The following is a 14,897-nucleotide window of genomic DNA, read 5'->3' as shown; positions in this document are numbered from 1 at the left end:
GGCGGGTCACCGCTGTCCGGAGTCGAGTGAACCCATCAGCAGCCGCGCCAGTTCCGTACGGCGCGGGCTGCCCGGCGGAGCCACCCGCTGGGTGAGGAAGATGGCGTTGAGCAACTGGTCGGCCGGCCGGTGCCCGCCCGCCCCGTCCGTGGCGAACAGCTCCACGAGATCGGAGTGGTCCCGGTCGGCGTCGTCGCCGAAGTGGGCCTGCACCATGGCGGCGAGCCGGTCGCCGCGTGGCGGGTCGAGGTGCAGATGGATGCACCGGCGCAACAGCGGGGCGGGGAAGTCGCGTTCGCCGTTGCTCGTCATCACGATCACGGGAAACGCGTGGCAGCGGATCCGGCCGCCGGTGACGGGCGCCCGCAGCCCGTCGTCGGTGAGGACCTGCACGGTGCCCTGGCCGGGACGGTCGGCGATGCGCTCGAGCTGGGGGATGCCGAACTCCCCCTCCTCGACGACGTTGAGCAGGTCGTTCGGCAGGTCGATGTCGCTCTTGTCCAGCTCGTCGATGAGCAGGACCCGGGGGCGTTTCATCGGGAGCAGGGCGGTGCCCAGCGGACCCAGCCGGATGTAGCGGCCGATCGAGAGATCGCGGCGCGCCCCGGGCGACTCCTGTGTCTCCTCGGCTCCCGCCCGGTCCAGTTGGGCGTCCTGGAGGCGGCCGATCGCGTCGTAGGCGTACAGCCCCGAGGTCAGTTCGGTGCGGCTGACGACGGGCCACTGCAGCACACGGCCGAGCCCCAGTTCATGGGCCAGCGCGTGGGCCAGGGTGCTCTTGCCGGAGCCGGGCTCCCCCGTGACCAGCAGCGGACGCCTCAAGTAGAGGGCGGCGTTGATGAGTTCCACGGCTCGTGGGTCCTGCACGGGCAGCGGGGGGCGGCGGCCGAGCCGCCGGGAGGAGGCGCTGTCGATCGCGGGGACGGTGTACACGCCGTCGAGGGGCTCACCGTCGAACCGGCGCCAGTGCGGGGGCGGCGGCAGGGAGTCGACGCGTGCCGGCGCGGGCTCGCCCTTGCCCCGGTAGACCAGCCACTCGCTCATGGTTCGCTCCTCGTCGACGATCGATGGCACGGCGCGTCACGGCCGACGAGGGCAGGCGGCGCCCACAACGGGCCCCTGAAAACGTACCCGTTCACACAGAGTAGGCAGTCGATTTCCGGCCAGCCGTGCACAGGTGTCGCCGGGTGTCCACGGGGAGTCATGGGGCGTCGAACACCCCCTCTTCCGCGGGCAGGGGACGGCGCGGGTCGTCGTAGAGGACGGCGACCTCACCGGCCCAGCGATATCCGTTCCCGGTACTGACGTGCTCTCTGATACGGCGGAGGCGGTCCGGTAGTTCAGCCGGATCGGCCACCTCGGCCAGAAAGCCGACGGCCGAGCGGTGCAGGTCGTCGCAGCGGGGTCCGCACCGGTGTCCCGGGTGGTCCCCGGAGTGCCACAGCGCCACTCCGTGTCCGGCGTCCAGGGCCAGGCGCATCGCCGTCCGGCCGGCCCCCGATCCGGCCCGCCGGCACTGCACGGGGATCTGTCCGGGGGACATCTCCGCGAACTGGCGGGCGTGCGGGGGGCCGGCGTCGAAGACGGTGTTCCGCGCGGTCAGCCGTCCGCCGGCGAGCATCTCCGCCCAGCGGGTGTCCCAGGATTCGGCCGGAACTCCCCGGCGCTCGATGTCGCGAATGACCACGGGACGGCGTACGCCGAGGAGCTGCTGGCGCGTTCGGTCCCACAGCGGCGCGGAGTCGTAGATCTGCCAGGTGTGGACGGGGGTGTCGAAGTGCGAGAGGTCCAGGGCGACCTCGAGCGGCGCCGGCTGCTCCGGGCGGTCCACCGCCTCGAAGGCCTTGGCGAGCGGCTTGTCGAGCGCCGTGCGCAGATCGTCCCGGGCGACGCCGGGGCCGGTGGTCACCCCGTACCGGGGTATATCGCTGTTCTCGCCCCCGTCGTCGATGCGCAGCGTCCAGTAGAAGCGGCTGTGGTCGTCGTCGAGCGGCTCCAGTTCCAGCAGCACCACACCGCGCTCGCCCGGTCCCGGGTACGGCTCCACGGTGCGCTGCCCGGACGGGAGCAGCCCGGGCGGCAACACGGCGTCCGCCACGCTGGTGCGCACCGCCGGCCTGACCTCGGTGAGCCGCTCCCGTATCCAGTCGCCGAGCGCTTCGACGGCGGCCGGGTCCTTGGGGTCGCGGGCCTCCAGGAACAGCTGGACCAGGCGGAGGTAGCGCAGATGGACGAACGCCTCCTGCGGCCGGTCCCCCTCGTAGAGCTGCCCGTGCCCGTCCCGCCAGGAGACGGGCAGGTGCGGGCGGCCGGCCGGGTCGTCGCCGCGCGCCTTGCGCACGAGCTGGGTGATGGTGTGCGGCGCGTCGGCCGGCTCGACCGCCGCCAGCAGCGCGAGCGCCGTGCGGCGGTCCGCGGGGGTCCACTGGTCGGAATCGGCCTCGCTCGGGGTCCCGGGCAGCTTCGCCTGCCGGGCGACCCAGTTGTGCTCCGTCCTGCGGCGCCCCTCGTGCCATGCGTCGTGCGCGGCGATCACCTGGTGGTACGCCGCGAACCGCCGCATCACCGAGACCGCGATGGACAGCCCGCCGTCCCGGTCGCCGCGGCGGCACTTGATGACGGCCACGACGGCTCCGGTGGCCGGGTGCAGCACCGGGCCGCCGGAGACTCCGTCCGGGAACTCGTTGCTCGGCCCGAGCCGCAGCCCGTACGGGCCGTCGTGGGCGTTCACCGTGGCCTCGCCGTTCCACGCCTGGGCCGCGCCGTCGGCGAGGGGCCGGTAGCCGTACACGATCCGGTGGTCGCCGAGCGGGTGGTCGGAGCGGTCGCTCAGCCAGACGCACTCGTGCTCCACGGAGCGGTCGAGCAGGCGTACGAGGGCCATGTCCTGGTCCACGGGCAGATTGGTCCGCTCCCGCCCGCCCAGGGATCCCCGGTAGAGGCACTCCTCGAGCCGGGCGGGAACGGGACGGCCGTCGAGCAGGCCGGGGCCCCGCACCCGGAACTCCTCCTCGCCGCCGTCCCCGATCCGACCGAGCAGCACATGGGCACAGGTCAGCACCCAGCCCGGGGCGACGAGAAAGCCACTGCCCCACATGGTCTCGTCCGCCGGGCGCGCGGAGTGGAAGTGGACCGTGGCGTTCTCGATCAGGTGCTCGAGGCGGGCATCGCGCCGCTCAGACATCCGCGGGGGATTCGGCGGTGACGGCCGGGGCGGGCTCTGCGGTGACGCCGGCCGTGGCGTCCGAGGTGGCCCGGGCGCGGCGCTCGTCGAGCTTCCACACCAGGCTGACCTCCAGGGACGCCTTGGCCTCGCCGTCGGCGAGCACGGCGATCGCCTTGCCGGGCTTGGTGACGATCTCGACGCCGAAGGTGATGGTCGCCTCGTCCGGCCGCGCGGACCGCGCCGCGTCCAGGACCGACTGCCCGACCCCCTGGATCAGCTCTCCCAGTTGCTCCAGCTTGGCCGCCGCACGGTGTCCCACCCCGATGTCGAGGTCGTCCGAGCCGTACCCGCCGGGATGCGCCGCGCCCGGCGCGGGAGTCACCCGCGCCAGCACCGTCTGGCCCCCGGGCAGTGTGATCTCCCGCAGCGTCTCGTCCATGGCTCCCCCGCCCTGTGCGGCTCCGCTCGCCCGGCCACCGACACACCATGGGCTTCCGGGCTCTTGAACTGCGACGAGGCTAGCCGCCCGGGCGGTTCCCGAGCGAGACCGCTAACCGGCCAAGTGGCGCATATTCTGAACGCATGTACTTCACCGACCGTGGCATCGAAGAGCTGGAGAAGCGACGCGGCGAGGAGGAGATCACCTTCGAGTGGCTCGCCGACCAGTTGCGTGCCTTCGTGGATCTCAACCCCGATTTCGAGGTGCCGGTGGAGCGGCTGGCGACGTGGCTGGCACGACTGGACGACGAGGACGACGAGGACGACGACTGAGGTCCCTCGCGAAAATGGATCTCGGCCGTGGATGATCACGCTCTGTGGGGCGTGGCGATCTGACGAGTGGCAGGCGGTGCGGGCCGGTCGGCCGACGCGCACGCCCCCGCCAGGCAACGTTCGTCCGGCCCGTCACCGGACGAGTCCGCAGGGTCGTTCATGGCCTGCGGCCGTGATAGGTGCGGCGCAGGTCGCTCACCCAGGCGTCGGGGTTCTCCCAGGGGATGAAGTGACCGCCGTGGTCGTGGGCGTTGACGTTGACGTGGTTGAACCAATCGGCCTGCGGGCCGGTCTTGAACGCCCGGACGCGCTCGGTGGCGGTGTGGATGCCGGGCGGGTTCTCGTATGTGACGAAGGTGAGGCCGACCGGGGCCTGCACGACCGGGATGCGGTCGTGGGCGGGGGCCCAGGGGTAGCGGTTGGCGTTCGCGTAGTAACGCATCGACGTGGCGATGGAGTTGTTGACCCATTGAAGTGCTCTCCTGGCTGAGGCCGGGAGATTCCTGCTTACCTTGCGGCAGCGGGCTTGACGCGCTTGGCGCGCCTGACGACTGCCCTCCCGGCAGCCGGGATGAGCGCGAGGCCCATCCGGTACAGGTGCAAGACGTTCCGGGCTGCGTTGTGGTCAGCGTTGCCCGACCAGCCGCAGTCCGGGTTCCTGCACACGAACACGGCCTGGGATTCCCGACTGCCGGGCGTGCTGAAGCCGCACGCTGAGCAGCGCCTGGAGGTGCCGGGGGCGGGGACCTTGACCAGGGTGCCGCCGAGCCGGGCGGTCTTGTACGTCAGCATGGTGACCGTGCGGCCCCATGCCTCCTGGCTGATGGAGCGGTTCAGCCCGGACTTCCGGGCGACGTTCTTCCCTGGCTCTTCGACCGTTCCCCTGGCGGACTTGAGCATGTTCGTGATGGTGAGTGCTTCGACCACGACGGTGCCGTAGGTGCGGGCGATGTCGGTGGTCGTCCGGTGCTGCCAGTCCAGGGCCCGGCGCTTGGCTTTCGCGCGGAGTCCTGGCGAGCCGGGCCATTTCCATGAGTTGTTCGGCGATCCAGTACCACGCCGCCCGGTTCCGGCTCGTGCCTCAACTCGCCGAAGTGTTGGACGCGCTGGTCCCGGCCGTGCGCAAGCCGGGGTCCGTGCGGACCGAGCCGCCCCGGCCGGTGAGCGCCGGCGCCGCGGTTGCCCACAGCGGACACCTTGACTTTGCGCATCCACGATATATCGTGAATACGAAGACGCGATATGGCGCGTTGGGTGGCCTCACCCTCGTGCCGTCGCCACGCCCGCGGCGCCGTCCGTCTAGTACGTCGTCCCGCACCGGCCGAGGAGGTCACCCCATGTCCGAGTGGTCCGTCGCAGAGCCGAGGAAGCTCACCTTCGACGCCCCCGTGACGGCACTCCACGTGCGCACCGTCAACGGAACGGTCAACGTGGTGGGCACGGACGAGAGTTCCGCACGCCTGGAGGTCTCGGCGATCGAGGGCCCTCCGCTCACGGTGACCCAAAAGGACGGCACCCTGACGGTGGCGTACGACGACCTTCCCTGGAAGGGCTTCCTCAAGTGGCTCGACCGCAAGGGCTGGCGCCGCAGCGCGGTGGTCTCTCTGGCCGTCCCCGCGTCCACCCGCGTGGAGGTCGGCGTGATCGGGTCCAACGCCGTGGTCTCGGGAATCGACGGCGGTGTCGACGTGAAGGGCGTCACCGGCGAGTCGACCCTGGTCGGCCTCACCGGTCCGCTCCACGTCACCACGGTCTCGGGCAATGTGGAGGCCCAGGGCGTCACCGGCGAGCTGCGGCTCAACTCGGTCTCCGGTGACCTCACCGTCATCGAGGGCGCCTCCCCGCTGGTGAAGGCCGACTCCGTGAGCGGCTCGATCATCCTGGACCTCGATCCCACGGGCGGCCCCACGGACGCCCGGCTGACGAACGTCTCGGGTGAGATAGCGATCCGCCTGCCCCACCCGGCGGACGCGGAGGTCGAGGCGAACACGGCGAGCGGCGCCGTGTCCAACGCCTTCGACGACCTGCGGGTGACCGGCCAGTGGGGCGCCAAGAAGATCACGGGCCGCCTCGGCGGGGGCCACGGCCGGCTGAAGGCGACGACGGTCTCCGGCTCCATCGCCATCCTGCGCCGCCCGATCGCGGAGGGAGAGCCATGGGACGCGCCGGGCCCGCAGGACCCGTCACCGCAGGAGAAGGCGGACTCCGCCTATGGCCCCGGCGAGTCCGGCCACGTCCCGTCCGACCGTTCCTCCGGCGACACCACCGGCGGCCCGACCGAGCAGAAGGGGCTCTGACATGGCTCCCGTCTTCGCCCATGGACGACTGCGGCTCTACCTGCTGAAGCTGCTCGACGAGGCACCCCGCCACGGATACGAGGTGATACGGCTGCTGGAGGAGCGCTTCCAGGGGCTGTACGCACCGTCCGCCGGCACCGTCTACCCCCGGCTGGCCAAGCTGGAGGCCGAGGGCCTGGTCACGCACACCACCGAGGGCGGCCGCAAGGTGTACGCGATCACGGACGCGGGTCGCGCCGAACTCGCCGACCGCAGCGCGGAGTTGGCCGACCTAGAACTGGAGATCCGCGAGTCGGTCGCGGAGCTGGCCGCCGAGATCCGGGCGGACGTCCGGGGCGCGGCGGGCGATCTGCGCCGTGAGATGCGGGCCGCGGTCTCCGAGGCCCGCCGGGGCAAGGAGCGCACGGAGTCCTCCGGGGAACCGGGCGACCAGGCCGAGAAGGAGGCGTGGCGCGCCGCCAAGGAGGAGATGCACCGCGTCAAGCAGGAGTGGAAGGAGCAGGCCCGGCGCGCCAAGGACGAGAGCCGACGGGCCCGCGAGGAGGCCCAGCAGGCCCGCCGCCAGGCCAAGGACGCCCAGGAGCAGGCGCGCGCCCAGGCCCAGGAGGAACTCCAGCGCATGGCGCGGCGGGTCCAGCAGCGGGTGCAGGACCACTTCGCGCGGGGCGACTGGCCGACGGGTGTGCGGGAGGGCCTGACCGAACTGGCCAAGGACTTCGGCGAGTTCGGGAAGGACTTCGGCAAGGGATTCGGAAAGGACTTCGGCTTCGGCCGCACGGGGGCGGCGGAGGAACCGGAGTACACGACGACCCCCGAGGACTTCCCCGGTGCCTACGAGCCCTCCTGGGCGCACGAGGAGTTCCCGGGCGACCCCAGCCGGGCCCTCGACCGGTTGCTGGACCGCTTCCGCGACGACATCCGCGACGCGGCCCGCGACCACGGGGTGACGGAGGAACAACTCCGCGACGCCCGACGCCACTTGTCGACGGCGGCGGCCCGGATCGGCGCCACGCTGCGGGCCCGCAGCAGCTGACGTCGGCACCCCCCGGGCCTGGCGCCGCAGCCGGGCTCAGCCGGCCTTCGCCTCTCCCTCGCCCCACAGCACCCGCTCCACCGCCGTATACGTGACTCCGTGGTCGGCGAGCACCTCCGACGGGACCCCGGGGCGGGCGGTGAGGGCGAGGAGCAGATGCTCGTCGCCGATGTGCCGGTCCCCGTGGGCGAGGGCGGTGCGCAGGGACCGGGTGAGGAGGTCCCGGGCGCCGGGGGTGAAGGGACGCCGTCCCATGCGTCGCACCCCGCCCCGTCGGCTCGCGGCCAGGGCGCCCTCCCCGTGGGCCTCCTCGACACGGGTGACGATCTCCGTGAGATCGATACCGAGCCCGGCGAGGGCGTCCGCGTCGGCGCGGGAGAGGCCACCGCGACGGCGGGCCTCGGCAAGGTCCCGCGCGACCGCGTCACGCCGCCCCGCAAGCCCGAGCGAGGCCAGGGCGAACGCGGCGCGACCGCCCTCGCGGTCAAGGAGGGCGAGCAGCAGATGCCCCTCGTCGACGCGTTCCTCACCCGTGCGTTCGCAGTGCCCGACGGCGCCTGCGACCACCGCGCGGGCGTCCTTGGTGAACCGCTCGAACATCACTGCCTCCCGTACTTCTTGTGCACGGCCTGCCTGCTGACTCCGAGCTCCGCGGCGATCTCCTGCCACGACCAGCCCTGGTTGCGCGCACTGCGCACCTGCACCGCCTCCAACTGCTCCAGCAGCCTCCGCAGCGCGGCGACGGCCCGCAGCCCGACCCTTGGGTCGTGGTCGCCCGCGCGCTCGGCGAGATCCGTTGCCTCGGTCATGATGTCAATGTAGGTTGACACTCAGGTCATTGTCAACCCCGGTTGACATTCCGGGTGCGGAGACACGACCGGCGGGCCCGGAAGGTTCCGGGCCCACCGTGGGCACAGTCGGGCTCGCGGTCCCGCCATGGCCGGGGGACGCGAGAGAGAGTCAGTTCGTAGTCAGCACGATCTTGCCGAACTGGTCGCCCGCCTCCAGGCGTTCGAAGCCCTCACGGGCACGGTCGAGGGGAAGCACCTCGTCGATGACGGGGCGTACTCCGGTGGCCGCGCAGAAGGAGAGCAGATCCTCCAGTTCGTCCTTGGTGCCCATGGTGGAGCCCACCACCTTCAGCTCCAGGAAGAAGATGCGGGTGAGTTCCGCGTGGGAGGGCCGGTCCCCACTGGTGGCGCCCGAGATGACGAGCGTGCCGCCGGGCCGCAGCGACTTCACCGAGTGGGACCAGGTGGCGGCACCGACGGTCTCGATGACGGCGTCCACCCGCTGCGGCAGCCGCGCCCCGGACTCCAGCGCCTCCACCGCGCCCAGCTCCAGCGCCCGCTTGCGCTTGGCCTCGTCCCGGCTGGTCGCGAAGACCCGCAGCCCGGCCGCCCTGCCCAGCACGATCGCGGCCGTCGCGACGCCACCGCCGGCGCCCTGGACGAGGACGGAGTCCCCGGGGCGTACACCGGCGTTGGTGAAGAGCATGCGGTAGGCCGTCAGCCAGGCGGTCGGGAGGCAGGCGGCCTCCTCGAAGGAGAGCTGCTTCGGCTTGGGCAGGAGGTTCCAGGTGGGGACACAGACCTGCTCGGCGAAAGTGCCCTGGTAACGCTCGGTGAGGATCGAGCGGGGTTCGTCGGGGCCCACGCCGTGACCGGTCTGGCCGATGACGGAGTGCAGAACGACCTCGTTGCCGTCCTCGTCGACGCCCGCCGCGTCACAGCCGAGGATCATGGGGAGCTTGTCCTCGGAGAGACCCACACCCCTGAGTGACCACAGGTCGTGGTGGTTGAGGGAGGCGGCCCTGACGTTCACCGCCGTCCAGCCTGGCCTCGGCTCGGGGGCCGGGCGCTCTCCCAACTCCAGGCCGGTAAGCGGGTGGTCGCGGTCGATGCGGGCGGCGTAGGCAGCGAACATGACCTTGACGATAGGGCCGGCGCCGGGCGTACGGAACCAGGGCCGGCTGTGACGCGTGTCCCGCCGGGAGGCGCACCCCGTGGCCCGGCGGTCGCATCTCCCGCGCTCCGCCGCCGAGGGCGACGGCGATGCCGCACGGGACGGATCACACGCCACCGGAACACGGACGGGCAGGCGCATCACACGATCCCGCCGGAACACGAACGGGCGGGCGGGCGCATCACACGATCCCGCCCGCCCGCCCGGCACGGCGTCAGCGTCGCGCGACGCCCTCGGCCCGCGCGGCAGCGGCCACCGCCGCCGTCACCGCCGGGGCCACCCGCTCGTCGAAGGGCGACGGGATCACGTAGTCGGCCGCCAGGTCGTCACCGACGACCGACGCCAGCGCCTCGGCCGCCGCGAGCTTCATGCCCTCGGTGATCCGGGACGCCCGCACCTGCAGCGCGCCCGCGAAGATGCCGGGGAACGCCAGCACGTTGTTGATCTGGTTCGGGAAGTCGGACCGCCCGGTCGCCACCACGGACGCGTACTTGTGCGCGATGTCCGGGTGGACCTCCGGGTCCGGGTTGGCCATGGCGAAGACGAAGGCACCCTCCGCCATCGAGGCGACGGCCTCCTCCGGCACCGTACCGCCGGAGACGCCGATGAAGACGTCGGCGCCCTTGAGGGCGTGCTCCAGCGACCCCGTGAGACCCGCTTTGTTCGTGAACCCGGCCAGTTCCCGCTTGACCGGCGTCAGGTCGTCCCGGTCGGACGACACGACGCCCTTGCGGTCCGCGACCGCCACATCGCCGATACCCGCCTCGACCAGCATCTTCGCGATGGCGACACCCGCCGCCCCCGCACCCGAGATGACGGCCCGCAGATCTCCGAGCCCCTTCCCGGTCAGCCGCGTGGCGTTCCGCAGGGCGGCCAGCGTCACCACGGCCGTGCCGTGCTGGTCGTCGTGGAAGACCGGGATGTCCACCCGCTCCTGGAGCCGGCGCTCGATCTCGAAGCACCGCGGTGCCGAGATGTCCTCCAGGTTCACGCCGCCGAAGGAGGGGGCGAGCCGGGCCACGGTCTCCACGATCTCGTCCACGTCCGTGCAGTCCAGGGCGATCGGGACCGCGTCCACCCCGCCGAACTGCTTGAACAGGATCGCCTTGCCCTCCATGACCGGGAGGGACGCCTCGGGACCGATGTCACCGAGTCCGAGCACGGCCGTGCCGTCCGTCACGACGGCGACGACCGACGACTTCCATGTGTAGTCGTTGACCAGCTCCGGCTGCTCCGCGATGGCGGTGCACACCCGGGCGACGCCGGGCGTGTACGCAAGGGACAGGTCGTCCTTGTCGCGGATCGGCACGGTGGCCTGCACGGCCATCTTGCCACCGCGGTGCAGCGCGAACGCCGGATCGATGGAATCGAGGGGCTCGGCCCCGCCGTCCTGATCCGCACTGTTGTCGCTGCGAGGATTGACGATCTCCGCTGCCACTGTGTCGTACCCCTTAGGTATGCATTGTTTGAGGGTGACCACTCCTGGTAAGGGGTGGGCGGGCACCGCGTATGACCCAGCTGACTGATGCGTACGGGTGCACACGCGACGGGCGCGCCGCACACGCGCCCTGAGCCCCTGATGAGGGGTGTAATGAACCTTCTTACCTGACGGATGGTGTCCCGGACGAGTCCATAAAGCTAAGGTCACACGCCGGTGAGATGACTCATGGCCGGAAATATGGACAAGTCTCCGACTTGTCTCCTCACGGCCACGGCCGCGTGGGACGCAATCGTCCGCATCGTGAGATCTGCCGGAGATCTTCCGGCCGGAGGGAGCGATTCCCGCAAAAGCACGGCTGTGATCGGCGGTCCGGGCCCGGTTCGGGGGTCACCCGTTATCCGATTTTGACATAGCGATGCCCCTGAATATGAGCGGCCCAATGGCAAGATGCCTCAACCAGCGAGGTCACGACACCCAAGGGTGTCTCTTCTCGTCGCCCCATCGGCATCCCTCATCCCGCCGGAGGAACCCACCATGACCGCAAGCTCCACCCGTCGCTCGACCGCCACGCGCTCCCGGATAGCCGCGGTCGGCGCCATCGCGGTCGCGGGCACCCTGCTGCTCACCGGCTGCGGTGACCAGACGAAGGGCAAGGGCACCAACACGGGTAGCTCCTCGGCGTCGTCCGCCCCGCTGGCCGACAAGCTCCCCGCGTCGATCCGCCAGGCAGGCGTCATCAAGGTCGGCTCGGACATCGCGTACGCGCCGGTGGAGTTCAAGGACGGCTCGGGCAAGACGGCCGGTCTGGACCCCGACCTCGCGGACGCCATGGGCAAGCAGCTCGGTGTGACGTTCCAGTTCGAGAACGGCACGTTCGACGCCCTGCTCACGGGCCTCCGCTCCAAGCGCTATGACATCGCGATGTCCGCGATGACCGACAACAAGAGCCGCCAGGACGGTGTCGACCCCGACACCGGCAAGAAGGTCGGCGAGGGCGTCGACTTCGTCGACTACCTGAACGCGGGCGTCTCGATCTACACGCGCAAGGGCGACACCGGCGGAATCTCGACCTGGGCGGACCTGTGCGGCAAGAAGCTCGTCATGGAGCGGGGCACCGTGTCGGAGGACCTCGCCAAGAGCGAGAACAAGAAGTGCCCGGCCGGCAAGAAGATCACCATCGAGGCCTTCGACGACGACCAGCAGGCCCAGACCCGGCTGCGTTCCGGCGGTGCCGACGCCGCGTCCTCCGACTTCCCGGTGGCCGCGTACGCGGTGAAGACCTCGGGCGGCGGCAAGGACTTCCAGCTCGTGGGCGCCCAGGTCGAGGCCGCCCCGTACGGCATCGCGGTCGCCAAGGAGAACACCCAGCTGCGCGACGCCCTGCAGGCCGCGATGAACGCGATCATCAAGAACGGCGAGTACCAGAAGATCCTCACGAAGTGGGGCGCCGAGGACGGCGCCGAGAAGGAGTCCGTCATCAACGGCGGCAAGTGACCGCTGCCCCCGCGGCCGCTGAAAGGCAAGACCCGTGACTGTTGACATCGACAAGACGGCAGGGCCCCAGGGCACTCCCCCGGCCGGCGCGGAGGCCATCAAGGCCGTTCCGGTCAGGCACTACGGACGGTATGTCTCCGCCCTCGTCGCGATCGCGCTTCTCGTCGCGATCATCTACGCGTTCGGCCAGGGCAAGATCAACTGGCATGCCGTGCCGGACTACTTCTTCGACCACCGCATCCTGACGGGTGTGGGCAAGACCCTCATGCTGACGGTCCTGTCCATGCTGATCGGCATCGTCGGCGGCATCGTACTCGCGGTGATGCGGCTGTCGAAGAACCCGGTGACCTCGTCCGTCGCCTGGTTCTACATCTGGTTCTTCCGCGGCACCCCGGTCCTGGTCCAGCTCTTCCTCTGGTTCAACCTGGGCCTGGTCTTCGAGTACATCAACCTGATGCCGTTCTACAAGGACTACTGGTCGAACTTCATGACGCCGCTGCTGACGGCGCTGCTCGGCCTGGGTCTGAACGAGGCGGCGTACATGGCGGAGATCTGCCGGGCCGGCCTGCTCGCCGTGGACGAGGGGCAGACGGAGGCGGCGCACGCGCTGGGCATGAGCCACGGCAAGACGCTGCGCCGGATCGTCATTCCGCAGGCGATGCGGGTGATCGTGCCGCCGACCGGCAATGAAGTGATCAACATGCTGAAGACGACCTCGCTCGTCGCGGCCGTCCAGTTCCCCGAACTCTTCCGCTACGCCCAGGACATCGGCCAGAACTCCGGCGCCCCGGTGGAGATGTACTTCCTCGCCGCCGCCTGGTACCTGATCATGACGTCGGTGCTCAGCGTGGGGCAGTACTACGTCGAGCGGTACTACGCGCGCGGCTCCAGCCGTCAGCTGCCGCCGACCCCGTGGCAGAAGGTCAAGGCCAACATGTTCTCCATCGGCCGTCCGAAGGGAGGCGCGGCATGACCGAGAAACTCACGAAGAACGTCACTCCCGCGAAGGACACGACCGTCCCGATGGTCAAGGCCGAGGGGGTCCACAAGTCCTTCGGCGCGGTGGAGGTCCTCAAGGGCATCGACCTGGAGGTGAGGTCCGGCGAGGTGTTCTGCCTCATCGGCCCCTCCGGTTCGGGCAAGTCGACGTTCCTGCGGTGCATCAACCACCTGGAGAAGATCAACTCGGGCCGGCTGTACGTGGACGGCGAGCTGGTCGGCTACCGGCAGCAGGGGGACAAGCTCTACGAGCTGCGCGACCGCGAGGTCGCGATGAAGCGCCGGGACATCGGCATGGTCTTCCAGCGCTTCAACCTGTTCCCGCACATGACCGCACTGGAGAACGTCATCGAGGCGCCGGTCCAGGTCAAGGGCGTGAGCAAGGGCCAGGCCCGGGAGCGTGCGATGCAGTTGCTGGAGCGCGTGGGCCTGGCGGACCGGGCGGGGCACTACCCCTCGCAGCTCTCCGGCGGTCAGCAGCAGCGCGTGGCCATCGCCCGCGCCCTCGCGATGGACCCGAAGCTGATGCTGTTCGACGAGCCGACCTCCGCCCTCGACCCCGAGCTGGTCGGCGACGTCCTCGATGTGATGCGTGACCTCGCGGAGTCCGGTATGACGATGGTCGTCGTCACCCACGAGATGGGCTTCGCCCGCGAGGTGGGCGACTCGCTCGTCTTCATGGACGGCGGCGTGGTGGTCGAGTCGGGCAACCCGCGGGACGTCCTGACGAACCCCCAGCACGAGCGGACGCGGTCGTTCCTGTCCAAGGTGCTCTAGAGGGGCAGGGCGTACGGCCCTGCGCCGACGAAGGGGCGGTACGGATTCCCCGTACCGCCCCTTCCGCGTGCGTGCCGTCCCCGGCGGCCTACTTGAGCGCGAGCAGCAGCGTGTCCGAAGGGGAGCACCACACCGGTCGGGCCTCGCCGAAGCCCTTCTCCCGCAGCACGCGCGCGTGCCGGGCGGCGGAGGGCATCTCGCCGTCCGCGCGGGCACCGTAGATCTCGAAGCGGCGGGCGGTCGGCGCGGCGAGGACCGGGTCCTTGGCGGCCAGGGCCCACCATTCGGCCCAGTCCAGGGCGCCCTCGCGCATGGCCTGTTCCCTGCGGGTGCGGCTGTGGGCGGCCTCGGCCACGTTGATCCTGGGCGTGGTGTCGTCGATCATGTGGTCGGCGTTCATGAAGACACCGCCGTGGCGGACGAGTTGCGCGAGCTGACCGTAGAGCGCCTCCAGGGAATCGGTGCGCAGCCAGTGGAGGGCCGTGGCGGTGAGTACGGCGTCGTACGTGTCGTACGGCAGCCGCGCGGTCCAGTCCGGGTCCTTGAGGTCGGCCTCGACGAGGATGACGCGGCCGTCGCCCGCGAAGGTGCCGCGGGCGATGGTGAGCAGGGCGGGGTCGAGGTCGACGCCGACGCTGGTGGCGCCCGGGAAACGGTCGAGCAGCCGGGCGGTGATGCTGCCGGTGCCGCAGGCGAGGTCGAGGACGCGCGGGGCAGGTCCGGCGAACGCCTCGACCATGTCGAGCATGACCCGGAAGCGGTCCTCACGGTCGGGCATGTACCACTCCTGCTGCCGGTCCCAGCTCTCCTGCCAGGTCTGCCAGTCGGCGCCCGCCGTGGATCCGGTCGTGGATCCGGTCGTGGATCCGGTCGTAGTGGCCATGGAAGCCCCTTCTTCACTGGACCGCGTAATACCCTGGAACGACGATCATCTGTTACGTGACCGCACGCACG

General features: G+C 70.7%; 14 protein-coding genes and 2 pseudogenes. 6 read left to right on the top strand and 10 right to left on the bottom strand.

Annotation, left to right across the window (positions count from 1 at the left end; all coding sequences use genetic code 11):
• Positions 1 to 6: 6 nt before the first annotated feature.
• The 3 genes from ACWD5Q_RS24145 to ACWD5Q_RS24135 all read right to left on the bottom strand — a co-directional run bounded on the left by ACWD5Q_RS24145 (position 7) and on the right by ACWD5Q_RS24135 (position 3,605).
• A complete protein-coding gene (locus ACWD5Q_RS24145) occupies positions 7 to 1,044 on the bottom strand; it encodes an AAA family ATPase (protein WP_451429103.1) in 1,038 nt (345 codons plus the stop codon).
• Between the two features lie 157 nt (positions 1,045 to 1,201).
• On the bottom strand, positions 1,202 to 3,184 hold the full coding sequence (locus ACWD5Q_RS24140; protein ID WP_451429102.1) for a VMAP-C domain-containing protein: 1,983 nt from the start codon (positions 3,182 to 3,184) through the stop codon (positions 1,202 to 1,204).
• Positions 3,177 to 3,605: a CU044_2847 family protein gene (locus ACWD5Q_RS24135; protein ID WP_451429101.1), complete on the bottom strand. Its 429-nt coding sequence runs from the start codon at positions 3,603 to 3,605 to the stop codon at positions 3,177 to 3,179. The genes ACWD5Q_RS24140 and ACWD5Q_RS24135 overlap by 8 nt, the downstream gene beginning before the upstream one ends.
• A 143-nt stretch (positions 3,606 to 3,748) precedes the next feature.
• Between ACWD5Q_RS24135 and ACWD5Q_RS24130 the strand changes: the two genes are divergently transcribed.
• Positions 3,749 to 3,937, top strand: coding sequence for a DUF6104 family protein (locus ACWD5Q_RS24130; protein WP_451429100.1), 189 nt, complete (start codon positions 3,749 to 3,751; stop codon positions 3,935 to 3,937).
• Between the two features lie 157 nt (positions 3,938 to 4,094).
• Here the strand turns inward: ACWD5Q_RS24130 and ACWD5Q_RS24125 are convergent.
• Together ACWD5Q_RS24125 and ACWD5Q_RS24120 are read right to left on the bottom strand one after the other, a co-directional pair.
• Positions 4,095 to 4,412 (bottom strand): annotated as a pseudogene (locus ACWD5Q_RS24125) (epoxide hydrolase); the annotation flags it as partial.
• 32 nt (positions 4,413 to 4,444) lie between these two features.
• Positions 4,445 to 4,945: pseudogene (locus tag ACWD5Q_RS24120) on the bottom strand (RNA-guided endonuclease InsQ/TnpB family protein); the annotation flags it as partial.
• 329 nt (positions 4,946 to 5,274) lie between these two features.
• Between ACWD5Q_RS24120 and ACWD5Q_RS24115 the strand changes: the two are divergent.
• Both ACWD5Q_RS24115 and ACWD5Q_RS24110 read left to right on the top strand, forming a co-directional pair.
• Entirely contained in the window at positions 5,275 to 6,234 is a 960-nt protein-coding gene (locus tag ACWD5Q_RS24115) for a DUF4097 family beta strand repeat-containing protein (RefSeq protein WP_451429099.1), read from the top strand.
• Between the two features lies 1 nt (position 6,235).
• Complete coding sequence (locus ACWD5Q_RS24110; RefSeq protein ID WP_451429098.1) at positions 6,236 to 7,267, top strand: helix-turn-helix transcriptional regulator; 1,032 nt, start codon at positions 6,236 to 6,238, stop codon at positions 7,265 to 7,267.
• 36 nt (positions 7,268 to 7,303) lie between these two features.
• Here ACWD5Q_RS24110 and ACWD5Q_RS24105 read toward each other — a convergent pair whose 3' ends face one another.
• The 4 genes from ACWD5Q_RS24105 to ACWD5Q_RS24090 all read right to left on the bottom strand — a co-directional run bounded on the left by ACWD5Q_RS24105 (position 7,304) and on the right by ACWD5Q_RS24090 (position 10,670).
• Complete coding sequence (locus ACWD5Q_RS24105) at positions 7,304 to 7,867, bottom strand: Clp protease N-terminal domain-containing protein (RefSeq protein WP_451429097.1); 564 nt, start codon at positions 7,865 to 7,867, stop codon at positions 7,304 to 7,306.
• Positions 7,867 to 8,076: a helix-turn-helix domain-containing protein gene (locus ACWD5Q_RS24100; protein WP_392617388.1), complete on the bottom strand. Its 210-nt coding sequence runs from the start codon at positions 8,074 to 8,076 to the stop codon at positions 7,867 to 7,869. Before ACWD5Q_RS24100 ends, ACWD5Q_RS24105 begins: the two co-directional genes overlap by 1 nt.
• 151 nt (positions 8,077 to 8,227) lie before the next feature.
• Positions 8,228 to 9,193, bottom strand: a complete 966-nt coding sequence (locus tag ACWD5Q_RS24095; protein WP_451429096.1) for a zinc-binding dehydrogenase — start codon at positions 9,191 to 9,193, stop codon at positions 8,228 to 8,230.
• Positions 9,194 to 9,446: 253 nt separating this feature from the next.
• Entirely contained in the window at positions 9,447 to 10,670 is a 1,224-nt protein-coding gene (locus tag ACWD5Q_RS24090) for an NAD(P)-dependent malic enzyme (protein ID WP_451429095.1), read from the bottom strand.
• A gap of 537 nt (positions 10,671 to 11,207) precedes the next feature.
• On the opposite strand from ACWD5Q_RS24090, the gene ACWD5Q_RS24085 reads away from it, so the two are divergent.
• The 3 genes from ACWD5Q_RS24085 to ACWD5Q_RS24075 are packed head-to-tail and all read left to right on the top strand — an operon-like array spanning position 11,208 to position 13,943.
• The gene (locus tag ACWD5Q_RS24085; protein ID WP_451429094.1) at positions 11,208 to 12,167 is read left to right on the top strand and encodes an ABC transporter substrate-binding protein; all 960 of its coding nucleotides are present in this window, start codon (positions 11,208 to 11,210) and stop codon (positions 12,165 to 12,167) included.
• Positions 12,168 to 12,201: 34 nt separating this feature from the next.
• On the top strand, positions 12,202 to 13,140 hold the full coding sequence (locus tag ACWD5Q_RS24080; protein WP_451429093.1) for an amino acid ABC transporter permease: 939 nt from the start codon (positions 12,202 to 12,204) through the stop codon (positions 13,138 to 13,140).
• Positions 13,137 to 13,943 (top strand): amino acid ABC transporter ATP-binding protein, encoded by an 807-nt coding sequence (locus tag ACWD5Q_RS24075; RefSeq protein ID WP_451429092.1) that lies wholly within the window; start codon positions 13,137 to 13,139, stop codon positions 13,941 to 13,943. The genes ACWD5Q_RS24080 and ACWD5Q_RS24075 overlap by 4 nt, the downstream gene beginning before the upstream one ends.
• A gap of 88 nt (positions 13,944 to 14,031) precedes the next feature.
• Here the strand turns inward: ACWD5Q_RS24075 and ACWD5Q_RS24070 are convergent, their stop codons facing one another.
• The gene (locus ACWD5Q_RS24070) at positions 14,032 to 14,826 is read right to left on the bottom strand and encodes a class I SAM-dependent methyltransferase (protein ID WP_451429091.1); all 795 of its coding nucleotides are present in this window, start codon (positions 14,824 to 14,826) and stop codon (positions 14,032 to 14,034) included.
• Positions 14,827 to 14,897 lie beyond the last annotated feature (71 nt).

Source organism: Streptomyces sp. NPDC002513 (genome assembly GCF_053595355.1).
Note: the sequence above shows the minus strand (reverse complement) of the source record. Positions and strands in the feature narration are given on the sequence as shown.

Coding starts and splice junctions, on each gene's coding strand:
- ACWD5Q_RS24130 (WP_451429100.1), top strand. CDS start 3,749: ATGTACTTCACCGACCGTGGCATCGAAGAGCTGGAGAAGCGACGCGGC.
- ACWD5Q_RS24070 (WP_451429091.1), bottom strand. CDS start 14,826: ATGGCCACTACGACCGGATCCACGACCGGATCCACGACCGGATCCACG.
- ACWD5Q_RS24115 (WP_451429099.1), top strand. CDS start 5,275: ATGTCCGAGTGGTCCGTCGCAGAGCCGAGGAAGCTCACCTTCGACGCC.
- ACWD5Q_RS24085 (WP_451429094.1), top strand. CDS start 11,208: ATGACCGCAAGCTCCACCCGTCGCTCGACCGCCACGCGCTCCCGGATA.
- ACWD5Q_RS24100 (WP_392617388.1), bottom strand. CDS start 8,076: ATGACCGAGGCAACGGATCTCGCCGAGCGCGCGGGCGACCACGACCCA.
- ACWD5Q_RS24140 (WP_451429102.1), bottom strand. CDS start 3,184: ATGTCTGAGCGGCGCGATGCCCGCCTCGAGCACCTGATCGAGAACGCC.
- ACWD5Q_RS24135 (WP_451429101.1), bottom strand. CDS start 3,605: ATGGACGAGACGCTGCGGGAGATCACACTGCCCGGGGGCCAGACGGTG.
- ACWD5Q_RS24145 (WP_451429103.1), bottom strand. CDS start 1,044: ATGAGCGAGTGGCTGGTCTACCGGGGCAAGGGCGAGCCCGCGCCGGCA.
- ACWD5Q_RS24105 (WP_451429097.1), bottom strand. CDS start 7,867: ATGTTCGAGCGGTTCACCAAGGACGCCCGCGCGGTGGTCGCAGGCGCC.
- ACWD5Q_RS24110 (WP_451429098.1), top strand. CDS start 6,236: ATGGCTCCCGTCTTCGCCCATGGACGACTGCGGCTCTACCTGCTGAAG.
- ACWD5Q_RS24095 (WP_451429096.1), bottom strand. CDS start 9,193: ATGTTCGCTGCCTACGCCGCCCGCATCGACCGCGACCACCCGCTTACC.
- ACWD5Q_RS24075 (WP_451429092.1), top strand. CDS start 13,137: ATGACCGAGAAACTCACGAAGAACGTCACTCCCGCGAAGGACACGACC.